This is a genomic window from Panacagrimonas perspica, assembly GCF_004364935.1.
GTDB classification, from domain to species: Bacteria; Pseudomonadota; Gammaproteobacteria; order Nevskiales; family Nevskiaceae; genus Panacagrimonas; species Panacagrimonas perspica.
In genome coordinates, this window is sequence record NZ_SOBT01000008.1 from 1,919,343 (window position 1) to 1,941,299 (window position 21,957).

Consider the following 21,957-nt stretch of genomic DNA (forward strand, 5'->3'; position numbering starts at 1 on the left):
GCTACGCGCTGTGTTAGTTCAGGCCAGATCGGCGAGCAGCGCGCGGCGCGTTTCGTCCGACGCCAACTGCTGGAACACCGCCTTCGGATGCGACGTCCCGAAGCGAAGCTCCCTGTTCTCGCTCAGCAGCCGGATGTCTTCGGCGGTCAACTCGAAGCGCAGGAAATGCACGGCCGAGGTCTTCTCCTCGTTCTGGCGTTCGAGATCCTCGTCGGCGATCGCGATGACGCGAGGCAGATCGCCCACCTGCAGCCATAGGCAGCGTTCCAGGCCGCGCAGTTCGGACAGCATGCGCTGGCGCACGACCACGTCCTCGTATTCGACCAGCAGCGTCGCCTTCCAGTTACTCCCATCCGGGATCAGCGGGTTGTAGCTGTCGAGTTCTTCCTGGATGGCGGCGCGTTCGAAGATGCGCTCGATGCGCAGCATCTCCTGGACCTGGTACTGGATCGTGAGCCGGTCCTCGAAGATCAGTGTGAGGTGCTCGCCGAGATGGATCTTGCGCGGCTTCTTGTGCGCGATGACTTTCTTGCGGAACGCAGGCCGCTGTTCCGCGTACTCCTCGAGCTTCCACAGATCCTGGGGCGTGAGCTTGTTCATCGTCAGATTCCGTACGCCATGCGGACCAGCGAGATCGGATGCGAGGCTGGCTTCGTGTTGCCCATGCCATGCGCGATGTGATCCGCCGCCATCGGGCAATCGCTGGTCACGTGATCGACGTCGGCTTGGTTCACCCGAGTGACGATGGGCTTGGCGATCTTCATCGCGTAGGCGTACGTCTCATCGCATAGGCCATACGTTCCATCGTGGCCCGAGCACCGCTCTATGAATTCGATCTGCGTCCCGGGAATCAGCGACAGCAGGTCACGCGTCTTGGGCCCGATGTTCTGCACACGCTGGTGACAGGGAGCGTGATAGGCCAGCTTTCCCAGCGGCTTCCTGAAACCGGTATCGAGCAAGCCGGCCTTGTGGCGGTGCATCAGGTATTCGAACGGATCGAAGATGCGCGCCTTGACGGCCAGCACCTCGGCGTCGTCCGGGAACATCAACGGAATCTCCTGGCGGAACATCAGGACGCAGGACGGGATCGGCGCCATCAGGTCCCATCCGTCCTTCACCGCTTCGTGCAGCACCGGCAGATTGAACTGCTTGTACCTGGCGACCGATTCGAGATCGCCGAGTTCGAGCTTGGGCATGCCGCAGCACTGCTCTTGTTCGATCAGCTTCACCTCGATGGCGTTGTGGCGCAGCACGCGCACGAGATCATCCACGACCTGCGGCATGTTGTATTCGCCGTAGCAGGTCACGAACAGCGCGACCTTGCCGCGCGTGGGGCCTGCCGCACGCCCCGATGGAAGCGCGCCGGTGACCACGTTCACGCGATCGTGCGCGCTGCGGCTGTGGTACGTCGGAACGTGCGCGTCGGGGTGAACGCCGAGCAGGTTCTTCACGACCTTGCGAAGCGTCGGGCTGCGATTCGCAGCGTTCACCATTTCGGTCACGACCGGGATGCTGGCGAGCCCGCCGATGGTTCGCGTGTTGGTCAGCAGCTTGCGGGCGGCACCGACTTCGCCGTTCTTGAACTGCACCGCCTTGGCGCGAAGCATCAGGTGAGGAAAGTCGACGTTCCATTCGTGCGGCGGAACGTAAGGACACTTCACCTGGTAGCAGAGATCGCAGAGATAGCACTGGTCGACGACTTTCCAGTAGTCCTTCTTGTCGACGCCGTCGACCTCCATCGTTCTGGATTCGTCGATGAGGTCGAACAACACCGGGAACGACTGGCAGAGGCTCACGCATCGACGGCATCCGTGGCAGATGTCGTAGACACGTTCGAGTTCCTTGAACAGCGGGACCTCGTCGTAGAAGGCCTCGCTCTTCCAGTCGATCGGATGACGCGTGGGCGCACCCAGACCGCCCTCGCGTTTGCCGCCGCCCTTGGGCGCAGCTTCGCTCATGACCTGTCCCGTCTCCATAAAACACCGCGCCGCAGCAAGTGCGGCGCGATGGGTGTCGACAATGGAACCGCGCGATCGGTCAGGCGATGTCGTTCAGTGCCTTCGTGAAGCGGTTGGCGTGAGAACGTTCGGCCTTGGCCAGCGTTTCGAACCAGTCCGCGATCTCGTCGTGGCCTTCGTCGCGAGCAGTCTTGACCATGCCGGGGTACATGTCGGTGTACTCGTGCGTCTCGCCAGCGATTGCCGCCTTCAGGTTGTCCGAAGTCGCGCCGATGGGAAGGCCCGTTGCAGGATCGCCGCAGGCTTCGAGATATTCGAGATGACCGTGTGCATGCCCGGTCTCGCCTTCGGCGGTGGAACGAAAGACCGCGGCGACGTCGTTGAACCCTTCGACGTCCGCCTTTTGCGCGAAGTACAGATAACGCCGATTGGCCTGCGATTCACCTGCGAATGCAGCCTTCAGATTTTCTTCGGTCCTGGAGCCTTTCAGTCCCATGGCTTGCTCTCCTCTCATTAGCTGGCGTGTGGGTACGGCAGCCCGAGAGTACGCCCGCTGCGGCCGATGTCCAAGCAAAGGATTTCATGCACTCCATAGGGCTCGCCTATTGGATGCAGATCAGGCCGGATAGCCGGTGATTCGTCGGATCCGACGGTAGAGCAGACGCAATCGCGGATAGATTTCGCGGTACACCTCGCGGTAAAGAGCGTCATAGGTGCGATGCGCCGCAGCATCCACTTCGAAGCGACGGCCGGTTCGCGTCATCGCTCGAACTGCCGTCGGATAGTCCGCGTGCAGACCCAGGCCCATCGCGAGATTCATCGCGGCTCCGAGCGCCGACGTCTCGTAGACCTCGGGCCGCTCTGCAGCAAGACCGAATACATCGGCCGTGATCTGCATCGCCGCATCCGACTGTGATCCGCCGCCGCCGACGACGATGCGGCGCATCCTGCGGCCGGTCTTGCGTTCGATCTGTTCGGCGCCTGCACGCAGGCCGTACACCAGCCCTTCGAGAATCGCGCGGTACAGATGCGCTCGCGTGTGCACGTCGCCGAAGCCGATGATGCTGCCCTTGGCCTCCGGTCCCGGATCGCGAACGCCGGGCGACCAGTACGGCTGCAAGGTCAGACCCATCGAGCCCGCCGGAATTTCGCGCACGAGCTCATCGAACAGCGATTCAACGGCAACTCCTTTCTCGCGCGCGAGCGCCACTTCGCGATGCGCGAATTCACGCTTGAACCAGCTGACCATCCAGAAGCCGCGATAGATCTGGATCTCGGTATTCCACGCATTCGGTATCGCGGCGGGGTACGCGGGCAGCATGCGCTGCACTTCCACGTACTTCACCTGCGTGGTGTTGACGGTCGCGGTCGTGCCAAACGAGAGCTGCGCCACGTCCGCTTCCGTCGCGCCACAGCCGAGCACCTCGCAAGCCTTGTCGGCGGCCGCCGCGATCAGCTTCAGTCCAGCCGGCAGGCCAAGCGCTTCGGCGGCCTTGGGTGTGAGCGCGCCGAGGAGACCGCCGGGTGGCACGAGGCGCGGCAACTGCTCGCGACGCACGGCAACCGCGTTCCATTTGAAGTCGGACGGCGCGGCCCACTCCAGGCGCTTGTAGTCGAACGGCACATAGCCGACCTGGCTGCCGGCGGAATCGACGTACTCGCCCACAAGGCGATGCACGAGAAAGCCGCTGAGGAAGAGATATTTCGCGGTCTGCTTCCACATCTGCGGCTGATGCTGGGCGAACCAGTTGGCCTCGGCCTCGGCCTGCAGATGGGCTACCAAAGGTCCTGCACCCGCAACGGCGAACAAGCCGCGCCACATCGGCCCAAGATCCGGCGGCGCCGTGCAACGGCGCTGATCCAGCCAGACCGTGGCGGGCCGCAGCACGCGGCCGTCGGCATCCAGGCAGATCATCGTCGCGCGCTGCGTGGTGAGGGCGACGCCCGCGATGTCGGCAGGCTTCACGTCGCCCTCCGTCCACAGTCCGCGACAAGCCTGCGTCAGCGCCTTCCAGTAGATCTCGGGATCCTGCTCCGCCCAGCCCGGCTGCGGCGACACGTAAGGCTCGATCGCGACCTGTTGGCGCGCCAGCAGATGCCCGTGTTCGTCGAAGACGATGGCGCGCGCGCTCTGCGTGCCTACATCCAGCGCCAATAGCTTCTTTGCGCTCACGCCGGCGCGTGCCGCTGCTGCCACATCGACAGATACGCGGCTTCTTCGTCGATCCAGCGCGCGTCGTCCCAACCCAGATCGGCCTGCACCGCCGCGCGAATGCGCGGCAGAAGCTCGCGTCCTCCGTTCGCGGTGACCAGACCCATCCGCGTGCGCCGCATCAGCAGATCGTCCAGGCTCATCACCTGTTCGTGACGGGCGGACCAGCGCAGTTCCGCCCAGCTGTACGGCGTACCGGGAACGAGTTCGCGGTCTTCCGCGCTCGACTGCGACGTCAATTTTCCCGCCGCGTTCGCGCCCAGACGCCCCTGCAGGCGACGCGATGCCGCATCTTCTGTCGCGCCCTTTTCGAACAGCGGCGCATCCGCCCGCAGTGCCAGATGGGGGCTCTGCCTCGCCGCTTCGCGCAACACCTGGCGGGCTGTCACACGGAAGGTCGTGAGCTTGCCACCCGTGATGCTGATCAGCCCCTCGCTCGACCACAGGGCCGACTCGCGCGACTCGGCCGACGGTGCGTCTTTCCCGCCTGCCACGACCGGCCGCACACCGGCATACGTGGAAAGGGCGTCGCTCGCGGCAAGGTTCACGGCGGGAAAGCGCAGATTGAGCGCCTCGAGCAGATACGCCGATTCCTCCGCGGTCATGCGCGGATATTCCGACAGCCGCATGTCGTGATCGAGATCGGTGGTGCCGAACAGCACAGCGCCTTCCCAGGGAAATGCGAACACGGGACGCCGGTCCTGCGGGTGCAGCCAGGTGATCGCATGAGCGATCGGCAACCGATCGTGTGCGAATACGAAATGACTGCCCCGCAACGGCCGCAACTGCGGCGCGCGGACGGTTGCGGACGCGAACTGGCGCGTCCACGCACCAGTCGCGTTGATGACCAGACCCGCTTCGATATGGCGCGTGGCCATCGACATGCGATCGGTCAGCACGAGGCCCGTCACGCGCTCGCCGCTGCGCACGAGATCCTCGGCCGCCACGTAGTTCAGCGCATGGGCCCCGAGCGCACGGCTGTCTTCGATCAGGCGCTGCACGAGCCGCGCGTCATCGGTCTGCGCGTCCTGGAAGTACATCGCGCCATGAATGTTCTCGCGGGACAGCGCAGGCTCGGCATCGGCGACCTCGCGGGCCGTCATCCAGCGCGAGGTGAGTCGTCCCGCCATCAGGTCGTAGATGAACAGACCCGTCTGCATCAGCGCGCGACTCGGTTTGGAGTCGTGCTGAATGGGCATCAAGAAGGCCTGCGGATCGACGAGTCCCGGCGCTTCGCGCAACAGGCGTCCGCGCTCGCGAACGGATTCGAGCGTGAGCCGCCACTGTGCCGACTGCAGATAGCGCAAACCGCCGTGGACGAGCTTGGACGAACCGCTGGAAGTCCCGGATGCGAAGTCGCTGCGATCGACGAGAAGAACGGATGCGCCGGTGCGAACCGCTTCTCGCAAGACGCCTGCGCCGGTAATGCCGCCTCCGATGATGACGAGGTCGTATCGCGTCGCCAGCGCAGCCAGGCGATCGGGAGCGCTCATGCGAAGCATCTCCCGCATCGCTCAGGCGCGCACGGCCGCCCGCAGGCTTCGCGACATCCGATCTTCACGCGAACAGCTTGCCGGGATTCATCATGCCGGCCGGGTCGAGTTCGCGTGCACAGGCACGCAGCAGATCCATTCCCAGCGCGCCCTTCTCCGCCTCCAGGTAAGGCGCGTGATCGGTTCCGACACCGTGCTGATGGCTGATGGTGCCGCCATGCGCCACGATGATTTCGGATACGCGCGCCTTCAGACGCTGCCAGCGCGCGAAATCAGCGTCGTGATCGCCGGCCGAGCGGAATACGAACGTCGAATAGATGCTGCAGCCCTGTCGATACACGTGCGACAGGTGCGTGAAAGCATGAATCCGCTCGTTGTCGGCAGCGAAGGCATCGACCGCCGTCTGTTCGATGGCGCGCATCAACCCGGTCGCCTGTGGCCAGTTGATGCAGGTCTCGACGGTGTCGGCGCCGTAGCCGAATTTCCACAGACCGTTGCGAAGGTACGGCCCCTTGAACCGGTTCTTCGCCCAACCCTGTCCAATCATCCGGCCTGCATGCACGCCGCGTGACAACTTGCAAAGGGTTAGCGCTTCCCGCCGGCTGCGCAGCACTTCTCGATTCAGGCCGGTGAGCCCGAACACCATCATCACCGGGCGTGCGCCGGAGCCACGCAATTTCAGGTATCGCTTGAGCCAGGCGATCGCTTTCTCGTGCCCCGCCAGCGTCAGCTGCGTTTCCGTTTCGGTTTCGTTGGACAGACGCAGCATCGACAACGGCAGATCCGACTGCACGAGATGCCGCATCGCTTCGACGCCAAGATCCCAGGTGGGAAAGAAGACAGCGTGAAAATCCTCGCGCTCGGGGAGCTTGCGCACGCGCACGACAGCTTCGCTGAGGATGCCGAGACGGCCTTCCGAACCGAGCACCAGCTCGCGAAGATCCGGGCCCGCCGAAGATGCGGGAATGCCGCCGACGCTCAGGGAGCCGCGCGGCGTGACGAGCCGTCCGCCCGCGAACAGGTTCTCGATGCGACCGTATCGCAAGGACTGCTGCCCACTGGAGCGCGTCACGACCCATCCACCGACGGTTGAATACTCGTACGACTGCGGAAAGTGTCCGAGCAGATAACCGCGATCGCGGAGCTGCGCCTCGACACGCGGGCCTGGCGTGCCGGCGCCGAAACGCGCGAGCTGAGAAATCGGGTCGAAATCGAGCAGCGCATTCATGCGCTCGAGCGAAAGATTCAGCACCGGCTGGCCGGCTTCGATCACGTCGAGATGTCCGACGACGCTGGTGCCGCCGCCCCAGGGAACCACCCGCGCCCCGCGCGACGCGGCATCCCGCAATACGGTTTCGACTTCCGCGTGGTTGGCGGGCAGCGCTACCGCATCGGCGACAGGGCCGATGCGCCCGTATTTCAGTGCCAGCCAGTCGCGATAACTCTGACCGCGAGCATGGCGCAGACGGGTCTCGGCCGACGTGTCGAAACCGGATTCAGTCCAAGAGGATTCGCGGACTTTTCCAAGCACCTCGTGGAGCGAAATTTCGTGCCCTGGCGAGCCGACCCCGATCCGCTCAGCAAGAAACGCGAGCGCCTTGGCGTCGAGTGGATAGTCGAGATTGTCTTCGCCCCAACCGTTCCATCGCCGCATGCCATCCCCGCGTTCGTTCGGCCAATCGGCCGAGTGTAACCGCCGCCTAGGCGGCCGAACGCACCGACTCGGCGAATCCCTGGAGCTGGGCCAACGTCAGGCAAGGACCGTCGAACGATCCGCGCGCGGAGCGCACCGGTTGATCCGGTTCACCGCAGCCATCGAGCACCATGATGGCACTCGAAAAATCATCGCCTTCCGTGTTCGCATTCGTCGTGACGATGGTCGGAACGCCGGCTGCGACAGCCGCTCGCAAGCCCATCGCCGAGTCCTCGAGCGCAACGCACTCGCGAGCGCCCAGACCCAGCTTGGCGAGCGCGAGCAGGTACGTGTCCGGAGCAGGCTTCTTTCGTTTGACGTCTTCGCCGCTGACGATCAGATCAATGCGGTCGGCGAGTTCTTCGCCCAGACCGTAACGCAGCACAGGTTTCAGGCTCGCGCGGCTGGCATTGCTGACCAGCGCCACTCGAAGTCCTGCCGCATCGGCCTCACGAATCAGGCGTGCGACGCCAGGACGCAGCGGCACTTGGCCTTTGCGAAGATAGCGCTGGAAATAATGCGACTTGAGAGCGTGAACCTCGCGAACCCAGGCATGCGGGTCGGCGGCATAGGCCGCGGCATGAAGACCGAGTTCGGGCTTGTAGTGATTGACGTAGTGCAGCAGCCGTTCCTTGCCGCCGGGCTGCTCGAGCAGTTTTCGATAGAGCTTCGGGCCCCAACGAAAACCGAGGCCCAGCTTACGAAACGCGCGGTTGTAGGCAGGCCGATGTCCGTGACGCTCGGTATCGGCGACCGTTCCATCGACGTCCAACAGGAGCGCTTGAAGGGTCACGATGCATCACTCGCAAGGCGCGAGAACGGATCCTGCGCCGCGGGGCGGGTGAACTCGGACATCGAGAAACGGGTTGACATGACTTCTCTAGGTTAACACAACTCTCATGCAATCAAGCGGTTCGCGTTGCTTTCTAAAGCTGATTTTGCGACCGTTGGCACACCTGCATCGCCCTTCCATCGGGATGACTCGTTACGTCGGCCGTTTCGCCCCCACGCCGTCCGGTGCACTGCACTTCGGATCGCTGGTGACCGCGCTGGGCAGTTGGCTGGACGCGCGGGCGTCCGGAGGGTCCTGGTTGCTCCGCATAGACGACCTCGACACGGCGCGCGTGAAGGCCGGAGCTGACGCGCAAATTTTGCATCAACTCGATGAGCATGGCCTGAACTGGGACGGCATCCCGAGGCGGCAAAGCGAGCATCTCGCCGAGTACCAGGACGCTGTGGAGCGGTTGCAAAAGGTCGGTCTCCTTTATGCCTGTCGATGCACGCGAGCACAGCTAGCCGCGATGATCCCGCAGGGGCAGGATGACCCCGAACCGATTTACCCGGGAACCTGTCGCGACGCTGGCCTGCCCGACCGGGACGCAGCCCTGCGCTTCCGAGTACCGAGCGGTTCGCCGATCAGTGATTTCGTCGTCAGACGTCGTGATGGAGCGCCGGCTTATCAGCTTGCCTGTGCCGTCGACGAAGCAGCTCAGGGCATCACCGATGTCGTGCGCGGCGCGGACCTGATGTCATCCGGTATTCGTCAGCAGTTGCTGATGCAGGCGCTCGGGCTGCCGATACCGCGGTACCGCCACCTTCCCCTCGTACTCGATCCTTCGGGCCGGAAACTTGGCAAACGAAACGAATCGCGCCCTCTTGAAGCGGCCGAGGCAAGCGCGAACGTGGCTGCGGCGTTAGCCGTCCTCGGCCAGGCGGTACCGGTAGAGGCGCAGAGGCTACCTGTGTCCGACTTGACCCGTGCCGCGATTGACAGATGGCGGCCGGATCAAATCCCCAGCACGCCACATAAAGTTACGTAAGCCTTTGTTGTAAGCGGCTGATTCTGGCATTCTTGGCGCAGTGCAACATGGCTTCGAACATGAGTGAACTCCGCGTCATCAAGAAGTACCCGAATCGTCGGCTCTACGACACCGAAATCAGCCGATACATCACGCTCGAAGAGGTTCGTCAGCTCGTCCTCCAGAACGTCCGTTTTCGGGTAGAAGACAAACGCACGCGCGAAGACATCACGCGAACCATCCTGCTGCAGGTCATCGCCGAGCAGGAGGAAGGCGGCGACCCGATTTTCACGACCGAACTGCTGACATTCATCATCCGGTTCTATGGCGATCCGATGCAGCCCAGCATCAGCCGCTATCTGGAGCTCTCGCTCCAGCTCTTCATGCAGCAACAGGGCAATTTCACGGAACAGCTGAGAGGCATGCTCGGCCAGGCGCAGCAGCCCCTGCACGCGCTCAAGGAACTGGCTGACCGACAGGTTCCGATCTGGCGAACGGTACGCAAGGAGTTCCTCCGGAATCTCTCTCGCACGAAGCTCAACAAGCTGACGCGCGGCGCGGATTCAGAGGACTAGATAAGTCCGCTTCGACGGATAAGTCGGCTCCGACGGGGAGTCGCGCCGAAGAGAATTTTCTTATTCTTTGTTGCTGCGTCGCACCATTGCGCGTTGACAGCCGAAATTCGCAAATCTATAGTGCATTGCAACAAAGTCCGAACAAGAAAAAGAGCGCCATAAGCGCTCCAACTTTTTCGAATTTTATAATCTCCTCCAGAAAGGCCTAGGCCTTTCTCGCACTCGCCCCCGTTTGTTCCGGGGGTATTTTTTTGCCCAGCCTATTGGCCGTGGTCGTGTGACCTGTGCGTCAAGCGATTCTGCGTGATCGACTTCCCATCCGCAAGCCGATCACGCAGCTCTCATCGCTTCAAGCAACGTCGATTGCTTTCATCGAAAGACGGATACGTCCCTGCTTGTCCACTTCGAGAACCTTCACGCGAACAGTCTGGCCCTCCTTGACGACATCCTCGACCTTCTCGACCCGCTTGTCGGCGAGCTGCGAGATGTGGACGAGGCCGTCCTTGCCCGGGGAGATCGTCACGAACGCACCGAAGTCCATCAGCTTGGCGACCTTGCCTTCGTAGATGGCGCCGACTTCGACGTCGCGGGTCAGCGCGTTGATACGGGCGATGGCCTGCTCAGCCTGAGCGTGGTCGGTCGCGGCGATCTTGATCGTGCCGTCATCATCGATGTCGATCGAGCAGCCGGTTTCCTCGGTGATCGAACGGATCGTGACGCCACCCTTGCCGATGACTTCGCGAATCTTGTCGGGATGGATCTTGATCGTCGTGATGCGCGGCGCGTACTTCGACATCTCGGTACGAGCCGACGGCAGCACCTGGTCCATCTGGTCGAGGATGTGCAGACGAGCCGCCTTCGCTTGAGCGAGAGCCTGCTTCATGATCTCGCCGTTGACGCCGGTGATCTTGATGTCCATCTGCAGCGCGGTCACGCCATGACGCGAGCCGGCCACCTTGAAGTCCATGTCGCCGAGGTGATCCTCGTCGCCGAGGATGTCGGTGAGCACCGCGAACTTGCTGCCTTCCAGGATCAGACCCATCGCCACGCCGGCGACCGGCGCCTTGAGCGGCACGCCCGCATCCATCATCGCCAGGCACGAGCTGCAGACCGAGGCCATCGACGACGAGCCGTTCGACTCGGTGGTCTCGGCGACCACGCGCACGACGTACGGGAATTCCTTGTCGAGGTCCGGCATCACGCCCGCCAGACCGCGCTTGGCGAGACGGCCGTGGCCGATTTCACGGCGCTTCGGCGCGTTCAGACGACCCGTCTCACCGACGCTGTACGGGGGGAAGTTGTAGTTCAGCATGAACGGCTCGCGCCATTCGCCTTCCATCGCATCGATCAGCTGCGCGTCCTTGCCGGTGCCGAGCGTGACGACCGCGAGCACCTGCGTTTCGCCGCGGGTGAAGATCGCCGATCCATGCGTGCGCGGCAGAACGCCGGCAGAGATGCTGATCGGACGAACCGTGCGGGTGTCACGTCCGTCGATGCGCGGGTGACCGTCGATGATGCGGTTACGAACGACGACGGCCTCAAGATCGTGGAACGCGGTGCTGGCGTCGTCGGCGTCGAACTTCGGCGCGTCGCCAGCGCACAGTGCTTCGAGCATCTTGCCGCGCACCGCACCGACGGCGTCATGACGCGCCTGCTTGTCAGCCACGCCGTAGGCGGTGGTGATGTCGCCCTTGTAGGCGGCGATCGCTTCGTTCAGGCCCGTGTTGGCGGCGACCGGCTTCCAGTCCCACTTCGGCTTGCCCGCCACGGCGACGAGTTCGTTGATCGCCGTGATTGCGGTCTGCATCTGCTCGTGGCCGAACAGCACGGCGCCGAGCATCACGTCTTCCGAAAGCTGCTTGGCTTCGGACTCCACCATCATCACGGCGTCCTTCGTCCCGGCGACGACGAGATCGAGCTCCGAGGTCTCCTGCTGCGTGGCCGACGGGTTCAGGATGTACTGGCCGTTGAGGTAGCCGACCTTGGCAGCAGCGATCGGACCCTGGAACGGAACGCCGGAGAGCGACAGCGCGGCAGAGGCGCCGAGCATCGCAGGGATGTCGGCATCGACTTCCGGATTCAGCGACAGCACGGTCGCGACGATCTGGATTTCGTTGAAGTAGCCGTCCGGAAACAGCGGGCGGATCGGACGATCGATGAGTCGCGAGGTCAGTGTCTCACGCTCGCTGGGACGGCCTTCACGCTTGAAGAATCCACCCGGGATGCGGCCACCGGCGTAGGTGCGCTCCATGTAGTCGACCGTGAGCGGGAAGAAATCCTGGCCGACCTTGGCTTCTTTCTTCGCAACGACGGTGACGAGCAGCACGGTGTCATCCATGCGCACGATGACCGAAGCCGTCGCCTGTCGGGCGATGTGGCCGGTCTCGATCGTGACGCTATGGGCGCCGTAGGGAAAAGTCTTGGTGACGGGCGTAGCAGGAAGAGCGGGAATTCCCATTATTCAGAGTCTCTGATTTTCGAGGACGAAGAAGAAACAGACGCGCAAACGAAACTGCGCCGCTTTAGCGGCGCAGTCCGAGTTCGGCGATCAGCTTCGTGTAGCGCGCTTCGTCCTTACGCTTCAGGTAGTCCAGCAAGCTGCGGCGCTGGTTGACCAGCTTGAGCAGTCCGCGGCGGGAATGGTGATCCTTGGCGTGCTGCTCGAAATGTCCACCGAGGTCGGAGATACGGGCCGACAGGAGCGCGACCTGCACTTCCGGAGAACCCGTGTCGCCCGTACCGCGAGCGTACTTCTGAACCACACCCTGCTTCTGTTCTACCGAAAGAGTCATCTCAAACGCTCCAAACCTTGATTGATTTCATTACAAAGCTCGCGATTGTAACTTCCATGCCCCACACCCTCAAGCCATGGATGAGCCGCCAAGCCATCGTTTGGGGTGCAGACGGCCGTCTGCACCCACCTTTCCAACACCCTTCAACAACCCCGCTTCGTCCATTACGGCAAGCGAGGTTTCACCTGACAAATCAGCAGCATCAACGCAGTCCACAGCCTGCCCGCGCGAGAAGCGGCGAAGCGTATCTGGCGGCAGGCTGACGCGCGACCAATTCTTTACGGCGGCCGCCATCGGCAGCAGGGCGGCGTCCAATTCCGAAAGCCCGGCTGTTGCCAGTGCCTCCATTTCTTCGAAATTCCAGATCCGAAGCGGCCCGAACGGATCGACCCGCGTCCGGCGCAGACCGGACAGATGGGCGCACTGACCCAGCGAGGCGGCCAGATCCTCGACCAAGGTGCGGATATAGGTGCCCTTGGAGCAGGAAACGGTGACGTCGAGTTCGCCATCGACGATCGGACCGAATTCCAGGGAGTGGATGGTGATCTCCCGCGGGGCCCGCTCGACGTCCTCGCCCTCACGAGCCAGCTCGTACAGGCGGCGACCCTCATGCTTGAGCGCCGAGTACATCGGAGGAATCTGCCGGATCGGCCCCATGAAACGCAGCTTCACCCTCTCGAAGTCCTCGAGCGTCAGCGCCGACGGATCCGACGTCGTCGTGACCTGTCCTTCGGCATCTCCCGTCGTCGTGCAGCTCCCCAGGCGCATGCGGGCGACGTAAGACTTGTCGGAATCCAGCAACAGTCCACAGAGCTTGGTGGCTTCCCCGAAGCAGACCGGCAGCATGCCGGTGGCCAAGGGATCGAGGCTGCCTGTGTGCCCCGCCTTCTCCGCCTGAAACAGACGCCGCGCCTGTTGAAGCGCCGTGTTGGAGCTCAGACCCAGCGGCTTGTCGAGCAGCAGGATGCCGTCGAGTGCACGGCGCGGAACACGAGCCATGATCGCTCAGTCCTGATCCGGCTCGGCGTCCGGGTCAGGCGAATGCTTCTTGTCGGACTGCACCGCGTCACGGATCAACTGCGTCAGCCGATCAGCCTGGCGGATCTGCGTGTCGGCCCGGAAATGAAGCTGTGGCGTGTAGCGCATACGCAAGCGCGCACCGAGTGCCTTGCGCAACAAGGGCACCGCGCCGTGCAACGCGGTCACGGCTTGCGCCAACTCCGCATCCGAACCCAGCGAACTGACGCGGATCGTGGCGTTGCGAAGATCGCCAGCCACATCGACGGTCGTGATGGAGACACCTTCCAGACGCGGGTCGGTCAGGTGGGAGACGATCAGCTCCGACAGTTCGCGCTGGAGCTGCGTATTGATCCGCAGCTTGCGAGGAAATTCTTTCATGCGCCGGAGGAAGAAGAAGGCCTAGGAGAAAATGAAGAATCGCGACGGTCTAGTCGCAATCCGGTGCACCGAGAGGGAAAAACGACCGATACGGACGCGCTTCGTTGACGGCGCGCGCGAACGAAGGCCGGGAAAGGAGCCGCTCGCGATACGCCCGCACCGTCGGAAACTCGGACCCGATGGGACGAACCCAGTCCGCATAGAACAGCGACGGAGCGGCGGCGCAGTCGGCCAGCCCGAAGTCGTCTCCGATCGCCCACTTGCGTCCCTGGAGTTCGCCCTCGAGCCAGCCATAAGCGACATCGAGCTGATCGAATGCTTCGGTGACGATGTACGGACGGCGCTGATCGGCAGGCCGGATCGCGTCGAACACGACCGCCTGCATCGGCGTCATGACGTAGTTGTCGAAGAAGCGATCCAGCGTGCGCACCTGCAGCGCAGCATCCCGATCTTCAGGAATCAGGCGGCTCGATCCCGCGTACCGCTGATCCAGATACTCGACGATGAGACTGGCCTCGAGCACGGTCCGATCACCGTCGGCCAATACCGGGAAACGCTTGAGCGGCCAGAGCTTCGCGTGCTCGGCCGCAATTTCGGGATGATCCGGAGACAACACGCGAAATTCGAATGGCGTTGCGTTCTCGTACAACGCAATCAGCACCTTCTGACAGTACGAGGAAAACGGGTGGCCGTAGAGTTTCAGCGACATCTTCGTCCTCCCGATTTCGCGACGCATGCGGCCCGTCGTCGACGGGCCGCATTCATCGTCAGGCTTCCGCCTTGACCGTACGTTTCACCTCGATGCGATCGAAGCACTCGATCTGGTCGCCGGCCTTCACGTCGTTGTAGTTCTTCACACCGATACCGCACTCGGTGCCGGATTCGACCTTCTGCACGTCGTCCTTGAAACGGCGCAGCGACTCGAGCACGCCTTCGTAGATCACGGTCTGATTGCGCAGCACGCGAATCGGAAGATTGCGCTGCACGGTACCGTCGATCACGAGACAGCCAGCGATGCTGCCGAACTTGGAACTGCGGAACACGTCGCGAACCTGGGCGATGCCGACGATCTGCTCGCGCATCTCGGTACCGAGCAGGCCGGTGATGGCCGCCGTCACGTCGTCGATCACCTGGTAGATGACCGAGTAGTAACGAACGTCGATGCCGCTGTCCTGGATTCGCTTGCGCGCGACGCTGTCGGCACGCACGTTGAAGCCGATGATGATCGCCTTGGAAGCGAGCGCGAGATCGACGTCGGATTCGCTGATGCCGCCGATGGTAGACGCCAGTACGTTCACCCGCACTTCGGCGCTCGGCAGCTTGCGCAGCGCATCGGTCAGGGCTTCCGCCGATCCCTGCACGTCCGCCTTGATCATCAGGTTGAGCTGCTTGATGTCGCCTTCGTTCTCGCCCATGCGAGCAAAGATCTGCTCCATGCGGACGGTCTGCGATTGCGCCATCTTCTGCTCGCGCTGCTTGGACTCGCGCAGGATGCCCAGCTCGCGCGCCTTGCGTTCGTCGGCCACCACCACGATATCGTCGCCCGCATCCGGCACGCCGGACAGACCGAGCACCTGAACCGGAATCGAGGGTCCCGCTTCCTTCACCGGCTTGCCGGTCTCGTCGAACATCGCGCGCACGCGGCCGAAATGCGGGCCGGTGAGGATGACGTCGCCCTGGCGCAGTGTACCGGCGCGTACCAGCACCGTCGCGACCGGGCCACGACCCTTGTCCAGCGAGGACTCGACGACCTGGCCACGGGCCGGCACGTCGATCGCCGCCTTGAGTTCAAGCACTTCGGCCTGCAGCAGGATCGCGTCGAGCAGTTCGTCGATGCCCTGCCCGCTCACCGACGACACACCGACAACCTGCACGTCGCCACCGAAATCTTCGGCGACGACTTCTTCCTTCAGCAATTCATTCTTGACGCGCACGAGGTCCGACTGCGGCTTGTCGATCTTCGTCACCGCGACGACCATCGGCGCCTTGGCAGCGCGCGCGTGATTGATCGCTTCGCGCGTCTGCGGCATGACGCCGTCGTCGCCCGCGATCACGAGGATCACGACGTCGGTGATCTGCGCGCCGCGCGCACGCATGCGAGTGAAGGCAGCGTGGCCCGGCGTGTCGAGGAAGGTCACGACACCCTTCGCGGTCTTCACGTGGTACGCGCCGATGTGCTGCGTGATGCCACCCGCTTCGCCCGCGGCAACGCGAGTCTTGCGGATGTAGTCGAGCAGCGAGGTCTTGCCGTGATCGACGTGACCCATGATGGTCACGACCGGCGGCCGCATCTCCTGCGGGACGTCCTTCTTCTCGCCTTCGACGGCCTGCATCAGGCCTTCTTCGAATTCGGTGCCCTTGACGATCTTCGCCTTGTGGCCGAGTTCCTCGACCATCAGCACCGCGGTGTCCTGGTCGAGCATCTGGTTGATGGTCGCCATGACGCCGCTCTTCATCATGACCTTGATGAGCTCGGTGGCCTTCACCGCCATGCGGTTGGCGAGATCGGCAACCGTGATGCCTTCCGGCACCTCGACTTCACGCACGATCGGCGCAACCGGCTTCTCGAACTGGTGCGCGTTGTCCACGCGGACCTGGCCGGTCGGCTTGCGCTTCTTTTTGTCGCGCTTGCCGCCCTTACCCTCGGCGACGTGGAGTTCCTGGCGGTGGCCACGATCACGATCGCGATCCGGCTTGGCATCCGTAGCAGGCGCGGCGGCGACCGCCGGCTTCTTCGCAGCGGCAACCGGCGCCACCACGGGCGGCGGCATCGCATTGCGCATTTCAGCCGAGCGCCGCACGTTTTCCGACGCGCGACGACGTGCACTCTCTGCTTCGTACTTCGCGCGGTAGATAGGATCATTCTTCAGCTTCTCGTCGTGCTCACGACGAGTGCGCTCGGCCGTCTCTGCTTCTGCTCGCAGTCGCTCGGCCTCTTCCTCACGCAGCTTGAGAGCGGCTTCTTCCTGCAAGCGTCGCGCTTCGGCCTCGGCTTCGGAGCGCGCAGCAGCAGCGGCCGCATGTGCAGCAGCCTCGGTACCAGCGGCATCGATCTCCGGAGTCTCGACCGGCTCGTCTGCAGCCATCGCGACCGGTTCGACGGGCTCTTCGTAGGCTGCCGGCTGAGACTGCGGTGTCTGCTGGCCGATGAGCGGCTCGGCCTTGAAAACTTTCTTCTTGCGAACTTCGACGCTGACCGTCTTGGTCGGCAAGCCGCGTCCACCACCGAGCTTGATCTCGGATGTTTCCTTGCGCTTGAGCGTGATGCGGTTCGGCGCCGCGCCTCCCGCCGTGCCGGCACCGACGGCGGTCACCGTGCCGAGCGGAGAGCGCGTCTTCTGCCGCAGATACCCGAGCAGCGCCATCTTGTCGGCGGACGACAGCGGCGACGACGCATTTTCAGCGGAGACGCCGGCTTCCTTGAGCTGCGAGAGCAGCTCGGCAACCGGCCGCTTGAGTTCTTCTGCGAAGTTCTGGACTGTGACCGTGGACATAGTGGCTCTGTTCTTTAAGGGCGGCGTTCGATCAGGCGTAAACCTTCTGACGAGCCGACATGATCAGCGCCTGCGCACCGTTCTCATCCATCTCGATCACTTCCAGCAATTCGTCAGTCGCCAGGTCGGCGAGGTTCTCTGCGGTCACGATGCCGGCGCCGGCCAACGTGTACGCAAGCTCCTCGGTCATACCTTCAACCGCGAGGAGATCCTCGGCGGGCGCGACATCGGCGGCACGCTCAGCCTTGGCGATAGCCTTGGTCAGCAGCACGTCCTGCGCACGCGACCTGAGTTCTTCGACGATGGCATCGTCGAATTCTTCGATGTGCAGCAATTCTTCGGCGGGAACGTAAGCGACTTCATCGAGCGTGGTGAAGCCTTCGTCCACCAGGACGCCGGCCACCTCTGCATCGACATCGAGTTCGGCCATGAACATTTCGAGGACACCGCGATTCTCTTCGTCCTTCTTGGACTCGAGATCTGTCGTCGTCATGACGTTCAGCGTCCACGCGGTCAGCTCCGAAGCAAGACGCACGTTCTGCCCGCCGCGGCCGATGGCCTGGGCGAGCTTGTCCTCGGCAACGCCGATGGACATGGCATGCGCTTCTTCGTCGATGACCACATTCTCGACTTCCGCCGGTGCCATCGCGTTGATGACGAACTGGGCGGGATTCTCGTCCCAGGGAACGATGTCGACGCGCTCGCCGGCGAGTTCGTTGGACACGCTCTGCACACGCGAGCCGCGCATGCCGACGCAGGCACCGACCGGGTCGATGCGCTTGTCCTTGGCCTGCACGGCGATCTTGGCGCGCAGGCCAGGATCACGGGCCGCACCCTTGAGTTCGATCAGGCCCTGCGCGATTTCCGGCACTTCGAGCTTGAACAGTTCCATCAGGAACCTGGGCAAGGTGCGGGACATGAACAGCTGCGGGCCTCGGATCTGCGGGCTGACCTCATAAAGATAGCCGCGAATACGGTCGCCCGGACGCGCCGGCTCACGCGGAATCAGGTGCTCGCGCGGGATGATGGCTTCAGCGTTCCCGCCCAGATCCACGATCACGGCGCCGCGCTCGAGGCGCTTGATCAGGCCGGTCAGCAGTTCGCCGACGCGATCCTTGTAGGCTTCCACGACCTGGGCACGCTCGGCCTCGCGCACCTTCTGCACGATGACCTGCTTGGCACGCTGCGCGCCGATGCGCCCGAAGTCGACCGATGCGATCTTCTGCTCGATGACGGCCCCGGCTTCGATGCCCGGATGATCTTTCTGGGCATAAGTGAGCTTGATCTGGCGCTCGGGAAATTCGAATTCTTCGCTCTCGTCCTCGAGAACGGTCCAACGGCGGAACGACTCGTACTCGCCCGTCTCGCGATCGATCGCGACGCGGACGTCGGATTCGTCGCCGTACTGCTCCTTGGTCGCCGACGCCAGCGCTGCTTCGAGCGCGTTGAAGATCGTGTCCTTGTCGACACCCTTCTCGTTGGAGACCACGTCGGCCATCAACAGAATGTTCTTGTTCACGCCTCACCCTCGGCCGTTTTCGATGAATAGTCCGGAACCAGTCGCGCCCGCGAAATCGCCGAGAACGCCAGCTGTACTTCTCCCTTCTCCGACTCCAGACGCACTGCGTCCGGGTTGATCCCCGCAATCACGCCGACGAAGCGGCGCTGCCCGTTGATCGGGGTCTCGAGCTCGACGCGTGCCTTGCGCCCTGCAAAACGCTCGAAGTGCGACGGCTTGGTCAACGGCCGATCAAGGCCGGGCGACGACACTTCAAGCTGATACGGCGTCTTGACCGGGTCCTCCACATCGAGCAACGCTGCGGCCTCGCGGCTGACCTGTTCGCAGTCGCCCAGCGTCACTCCGCCGGGGGCGTCCAGGTAGATCCGCAACAGGGCAGAACGGCCTTGAGGACTGAACTCGAGCAGCAGGAGTTCGTAGCCGAGAGACTCGACCAGTGGCTCCAGCAGTTTAGTCAGACGCTCTTGCAGCACGCGCTCATCAACCTTTTGAAAAACTAACGAAAAAAGGCCCGCAAGGGGCCTGGTTCCAACCGGAAAAATTGGTAGCGGGGGCAGGATTCGAACCTACGACCTTCGGGTTATGAGCCCGACGAGCTGCCAGACTGCTCCACCCCGCACCAGACAGACGGCCAGTATATGGGGCGGGGGGAATTGCCGCAATGAAAATCTCGGACGACACGACAACGATCGAGGTCGGCGGTCGCCGGGGACAACAACCGAGACCCTTCCGAAAACCTCTGCCGCTGAAGTGGAACGTCGACCCTCCCGTCATGGGGGCGACGCCCTTCGACCCGGCATCGGTGCGCTAGTAACATCGAAGTCGAAGCGTCCGTCTCCGCCGGATCCTGCCGCGAACAGCTCCTGGATCGCGAGGACCCGGGGAACCTTCCCGCTCTTCCCAGGCCCAGACGACTCCATGGCCTTCGATCCCGCTCCGTTCCGTCGAGTGAAAGCTGACCATGCGCGCCATTGAAATCAGCCATCCCGGGGGCCCCGAGGTTCTCGTCCCCTGCCATCGTCCCGAACCGACGCCCAAGGCGGGCGAAGTCGTCATTCGGGTCGCCGCCGCGGGAGTAAATCGCCCGGACATCCTGCAAAGGCTGGGCCTCTACCCTGTTCCCAAGGACGCTTCCGACCTGCCCGGCCTCGAAGTCGCTGGCACGATCGTCGGCGGCGATCCGGGCGATTCGGGCTTCGCGATCGGCGATCGGGTCTGCGCCCTGGTCCATGGCGGAGGGTATGCCGAGGTCTGCGTGGCTCCCGCCGGACAGTGCCTGCCGATCCCCAAGGGCCTGAGCGAAATCGAGGCCGCTTCGCTGCCCGAGACCTTCTTCACCGTCTGGAGCAACGTCTTCGACCGGGCGCGCCTGTCACCCGGCGAGACCCTGCTCGTGCAAGGCGGCACCAGCGGCATCGGCGTCACCGCGATCCAGATGGCGCGTGCTCGTGGCCACCGCGTGTTCGCCACCGCCGGATCGGACGACAAAGCCCGGGCCTGCGAGGTCCTGGGCGCGGAACACGGCATCAACTACAAGACCGAGGATTTCGTCGCCGAGGTCAAACGCCTCACGGACGGTCGCGGTGCGGATGTCATCCTGGACATGGTGGCCGGCGCCTACGTGCCCCGCGAGATCAAATGCCTGGCCGACGACGGCCGGCTGGTGCTGATTGCGCTGCTCGGCGGCGCATCGGCTCCGGTTCCACTGGACCAGATTCTGATGCGTCGGCTGACGATCACCGGGTCGACGCTGCGGCCGCGGCCGGTCGCGTTCAAGGCGGCGATCGCGAAGAACCTGCGGGAACACATCTGGCCGCTGATCGAGGCCGGAAAGATCCGACCGGTGATCCACCAGACCTTCGCGCTCGATCAGGCGGCGGACGCGCATCGCCTGATGGAGAGCAGCACGCACGTCGGCAAGATCGTGCTGACGCTGTAGCCATCACGTAGCCCGGGCGAAGCCCGGGGTTTGTCCCATTCGAGAGCGGCATTCCCGGGCTGCGCCCGGGCTACGGGTTACGCGCCGATGGCCAGCGCTGCGCGCGCCTCGGCGTATTCGCGGGACAGGCGCTCCACCAGCGTACGTGTCGGCACCACGCCCTTGACCGCGCCGATGCCCTGCCCACAACCCCAGATGTCCTTCCAGGCTTTCGTCGTGTCGCTGCCGAAATTCATCTTGCTCGGATCTGCAGTCGGCAGGTGGTCCGGATCCATGCCCGAAGCGACGATCGACGGCTTCAGATAATTGCCGTGCACGCCGGTGAACAGGTTCGAGTAGACAATATCGTCCGAATTGCTCTGCACGATGCAGTTCTTGTACTCGTCGACGGCACGCGCTTCCTCGGTCGCGATGAAGGCGGAGCCGATGTACGCAAAGTCCGCACCCATCGCCTGCGCCGCCAGCACCGCGCGCCCGTTGGCGATGGCGCCGCTGAGGGCCAGCGGTCCGTCGAACCACTCGCGCAGTTCCTGGATCAGCGCGAACGGGCTCTTGGTGCCGGCATGGCCGCCTGCACCTGCGGCGACGGCAATCAACCCGTCGGCGCCCTTCTCGATGGCCTTGTGCGCGTGCGCGTTGTTGATGATGTCGTGCATCACGACGCCGCCGTAGCTGTGCGCCGCTTCGTTGATCTCGACGCGCGCGCCGAGCGACGTGATGATCAGCGGCACCTTGTACTTCACGCACAGCGCCATGTCGGCATCCAGGCGCGTGTTCGATTTGTGAACGATCTGGTTGACCGCGAACGGCGCCGCCTTGCGGTCCGGATGCGCACGATCATGCGCGGCGAGCGTCTCGGTGATCTCGGCCAGCCATTCGTCGAGCTGAGCCGCGGGTCGCGCATTGAGCGCCGGCATGGATCCGACGACACCTGCCTTGCACTGCTCGATGACGAGTTTGGGCCAGCTGATGATGAAGAGCGGCGCGCCGATCACGGGAAGGGTCAGCGAGCGCAGCGCGGCAGGAAGCCTGGACATGAGACGGGGTTACCCACGTTTGAGGGGCCGCAAGCTTAGAACGTGCCG

General features: G+C 63.6%; 19 protein-coding genes and 1 tRNA gene. 3 read left to right on the forward strand and 17 right to left on the reverse strand.

Features of this window, described 5'->3' with window-relative positions; all coding sequences use genetic code 11:
- Positions 1-18 precede the first annotated feature (18 nt).
- The 7 genes from DFR24_RS08690 to DFR24_RS08720 all read right to left on the reverse strand — a co-directional run bounded on the left by DFR24_RS08690 (position 19) and on the right by DFR24_RS08720 (position 8,149).
- On the reverse strand, positions 19-600 hold the full coding sequence (locus tag DFR24_RS08690) for a DUF3501 family protein (RefSeq protein WP_133880877.1): 582 nt from the start codon (positions 598-600) through the stop codon (positions 19-21).
- A gap of 2 nt (positions 601-602) precedes the next feature.
- Positions 603-1,958, reverse strand: coding sequence for a (Fe-S)-binding protein (locus DFR24_RS08695; protein WP_133880878.1), 1,356 nt, complete (start codon positions 1,956-1,958; stop codon positions 603-605).
- Between the two features lie 79 nt (positions 1,959-2,037).
- Complete coding sequence (locus DFR24_RS08700; protein WP_133880879.1) at positions 2,038-2,454, reverse strand: rubrerythrin family protein; 417 nt, start codon at positions 2,452-2,454, stop codon at positions 2,038-2,040.
- Positions 2,455-2,574: 120 nt separating this feature from the next.
- The gene (locus tag DFR24_RS08705; protein ID WP_133880880.1) at positions 2,575-4,131 is read right to left on the reverse strand and encodes an FGGY-family carbohydrate kinase; all 1,557 of its coding nucleotides are present in this window, start codon (positions 4,129-4,131) and stop codon (positions 2,575-2,577) included.
- Entirely contained in the window at positions 4,128-5,663 is a 1,536-nt protein-coding gene (locus DFR24_RS08710) for a glycerol-3-phosphate dehydrogenase/oxidase (RefSeq protein WP_210772282.1), read from the reverse strand. The genes DFR24_RS08705 and DFR24_RS08710 overlap by 4 nt, the downstream gene beginning before the upstream one ends.
- 64 nt (positions 5,664-5,727) lie before the next feature.
- Positions 5,728-7,317 (reverse strand): FAD-binding oxidoreductase, encoded by a 1,590-nt coding sequence (locus DFR24_RS08715; protein ID WP_133880882.1) that lies wholly within the window; start codon positions 7,315-7,317, stop codon positions 5,728-5,730.
- Between the two features lie 46 nt (positions 7,318-7,363).
- Complete coding sequence (locus DFR24_RS08720) at positions 7,364-8,149, reverse strand: HAD-IA family hydrolase (RefSeq protein WP_133880883.1); 786 nt, start codon at positions 8,147-8,149, stop codon at positions 7,364-7,366.
- 184 nt (positions 8,150-8,333) lie between these two features.
- Here DFR24_RS08720 and gluQRS point away from each other — a divergent pair, with 184 nt between their 5' ends.
- A complete protein-coding gene (gene gluQRS, locus DFR24_RS08725) occupies positions 8,334-9,176 on the forward strand; it encodes a tRNA glutamyl-Q(34) synthetase GluQRS (RefSeq protein WP_168710381.1) in 843 nt (280 codons plus the stop codon).
- Between the two features lie 59 nt (positions 9,177-9,235).
- Positions 9,236-9,730 (forward strand): polyhydroxyalkanoate synthesis repressor PhaR, encoded by a 495-nt coding sequence (gene phaR, locus DFR24_RS08730; RefSeq protein ID WP_133880885.1) that lies wholly within the window; start codon positions 9,236-9,238, stop codon positions 9,728-9,730.
- Positions 9,731-10,079: 349 nt separating this feature from the next.
- On the opposite strand, the gene pnp is transcribed toward phaR, so the two are convergent.
- From pnp to DFR24_RS08775, 9 genes are all read right to left on the reverse strand, one after another.
- Positions 10,080-12,188 carry a polyribonucleotide nucleotidyltransferase gene (gene pnp, locus DFR24_RS08735; RefSeq protein ID WP_133880886.1) on the reverse strand — a complete coding sequence of 703 codons (2,109 nt, stop codon included), beginning with the start codon at positions 12,186-12,188 and terminating at the stop codon, positions 10,080-10,082.
- Positions 12,189-12,252: 64 nt separating this feature from the next.
- A complete protein-coding gene (rpsO, locus tag DFR24_RS08740; RefSeq protein WP_133880887.1) occupies positions 12,253-12,522 on the reverse strand; it encodes a 30S ribosomal protein S15 in 270 nt (89 codons plus the stop codon).
- Positions 12,523-12,591: 69 nt separating this feature from the next.
- Positions 12,592-13,521, reverse strand: a complete 930-nt coding sequence (gene truB, locus DFR24_RS08745; RefSeq protein ID WP_133880888.1) for a tRNA pseudouridine(55) synthase TruB — start codon at positions 13,519-13,521, stop codon at positions 12,592-12,594.
- 6 nt (positions 13,522-13,527) lie between these two features.
- A complete protein-coding gene (gene rbfA / locus DFR24_RS08750; protein ID WP_133880889.1) occupies positions 13,528-13,920 on the reverse strand; it encodes a 30S ribosome-binding factor RbfA in 393 nt (130 codons plus the stop codon).
- 49 nt (positions 13,921-13,969) lie between these two features.
- A complete protein-coding gene (locus tag DFR24_RS08755) occupies positions 13,970-14,629 on the reverse strand; it encodes a glutathione S-transferase family protein (protein ID WP_133880890.1) in 660 nt (219 codons plus the stop codon).
- A gap of 58 nt (positions 14,630-14,687) precedes the next feature.
- Positions 14,688-17,414: a translation initiation factor IF-2 gene (gene infB, locus DFR24_RS08760; protein ID WP_133880891.1), complete on the reverse strand. Its 2,727-nt coding sequence runs from the start codon at positions 17,412-17,414 to the stop codon at positions 14,688-14,690.
- A gap of 31 nt (positions 17,415-17,445) precedes the next feature.
- Positions 17,446-18,933: a transcription termination factor NusA gene (nusA, locus tag DFR24_RS08765; protein ID WP_133880892.1), complete on the reverse strand. Its 1,488-nt coding sequence runs from the start codon at positions 18,931-18,933 to the stop codon at positions 17,446-17,448.
- Positions 18,930-19,406: a ribosome maturation factor RimP gene (gene rimP / locus DFR24_RS08770; protein WP_246051561.1), complete on the reverse strand. Its 477-nt coding sequence runs from the start codon at positions 19,404-19,406 to the stop codon at positions 18,930-18,932. Before rimP ends, nusA begins: the two co-directional genes overlap by 4 nt.
- A 69-nt stretch (positions 19,407-19,475) precedes the next feature.
- A tRNA-Met gene (locus tag DFR24_RS08775) sits at positions 19,476-19,552 on the reverse strand.
- 342 nt (positions 19,553-19,894) lie between these two features.
- On the opposite strand from DFR24_RS08775, the gene DFR24_RS08780 reads away from it, so the two are divergent.
- A complete protein-coding gene (locus tag DFR24_RS08780; protein WP_133880893.1) occupies positions 19,895-20,872 on the forward strand; it encodes an NAD(P)H-quinone oxidoreductase in 978 nt (325 codons plus the stop codon).
- Positions 20,873-20,949: 77 nt separating this feature from the next.
- On the opposite strand, the gene DFR24_RS08785 is transcribed toward DFR24_RS08780, so the two are convergent.
- Positions 20,950-21,909: an NAD(P)H-dependent flavin oxidoreductase gene (locus tag DFR24_RS08785; protein WP_133880894.1), complete on the reverse strand. Its 960-nt coding sequence runs from the start codon at positions 21,907-21,909 to the stop codon at positions 20,950-20,952.
- Between the last annotated feature and the right edge of the window lie 48 nt (positions 21,910-21,957).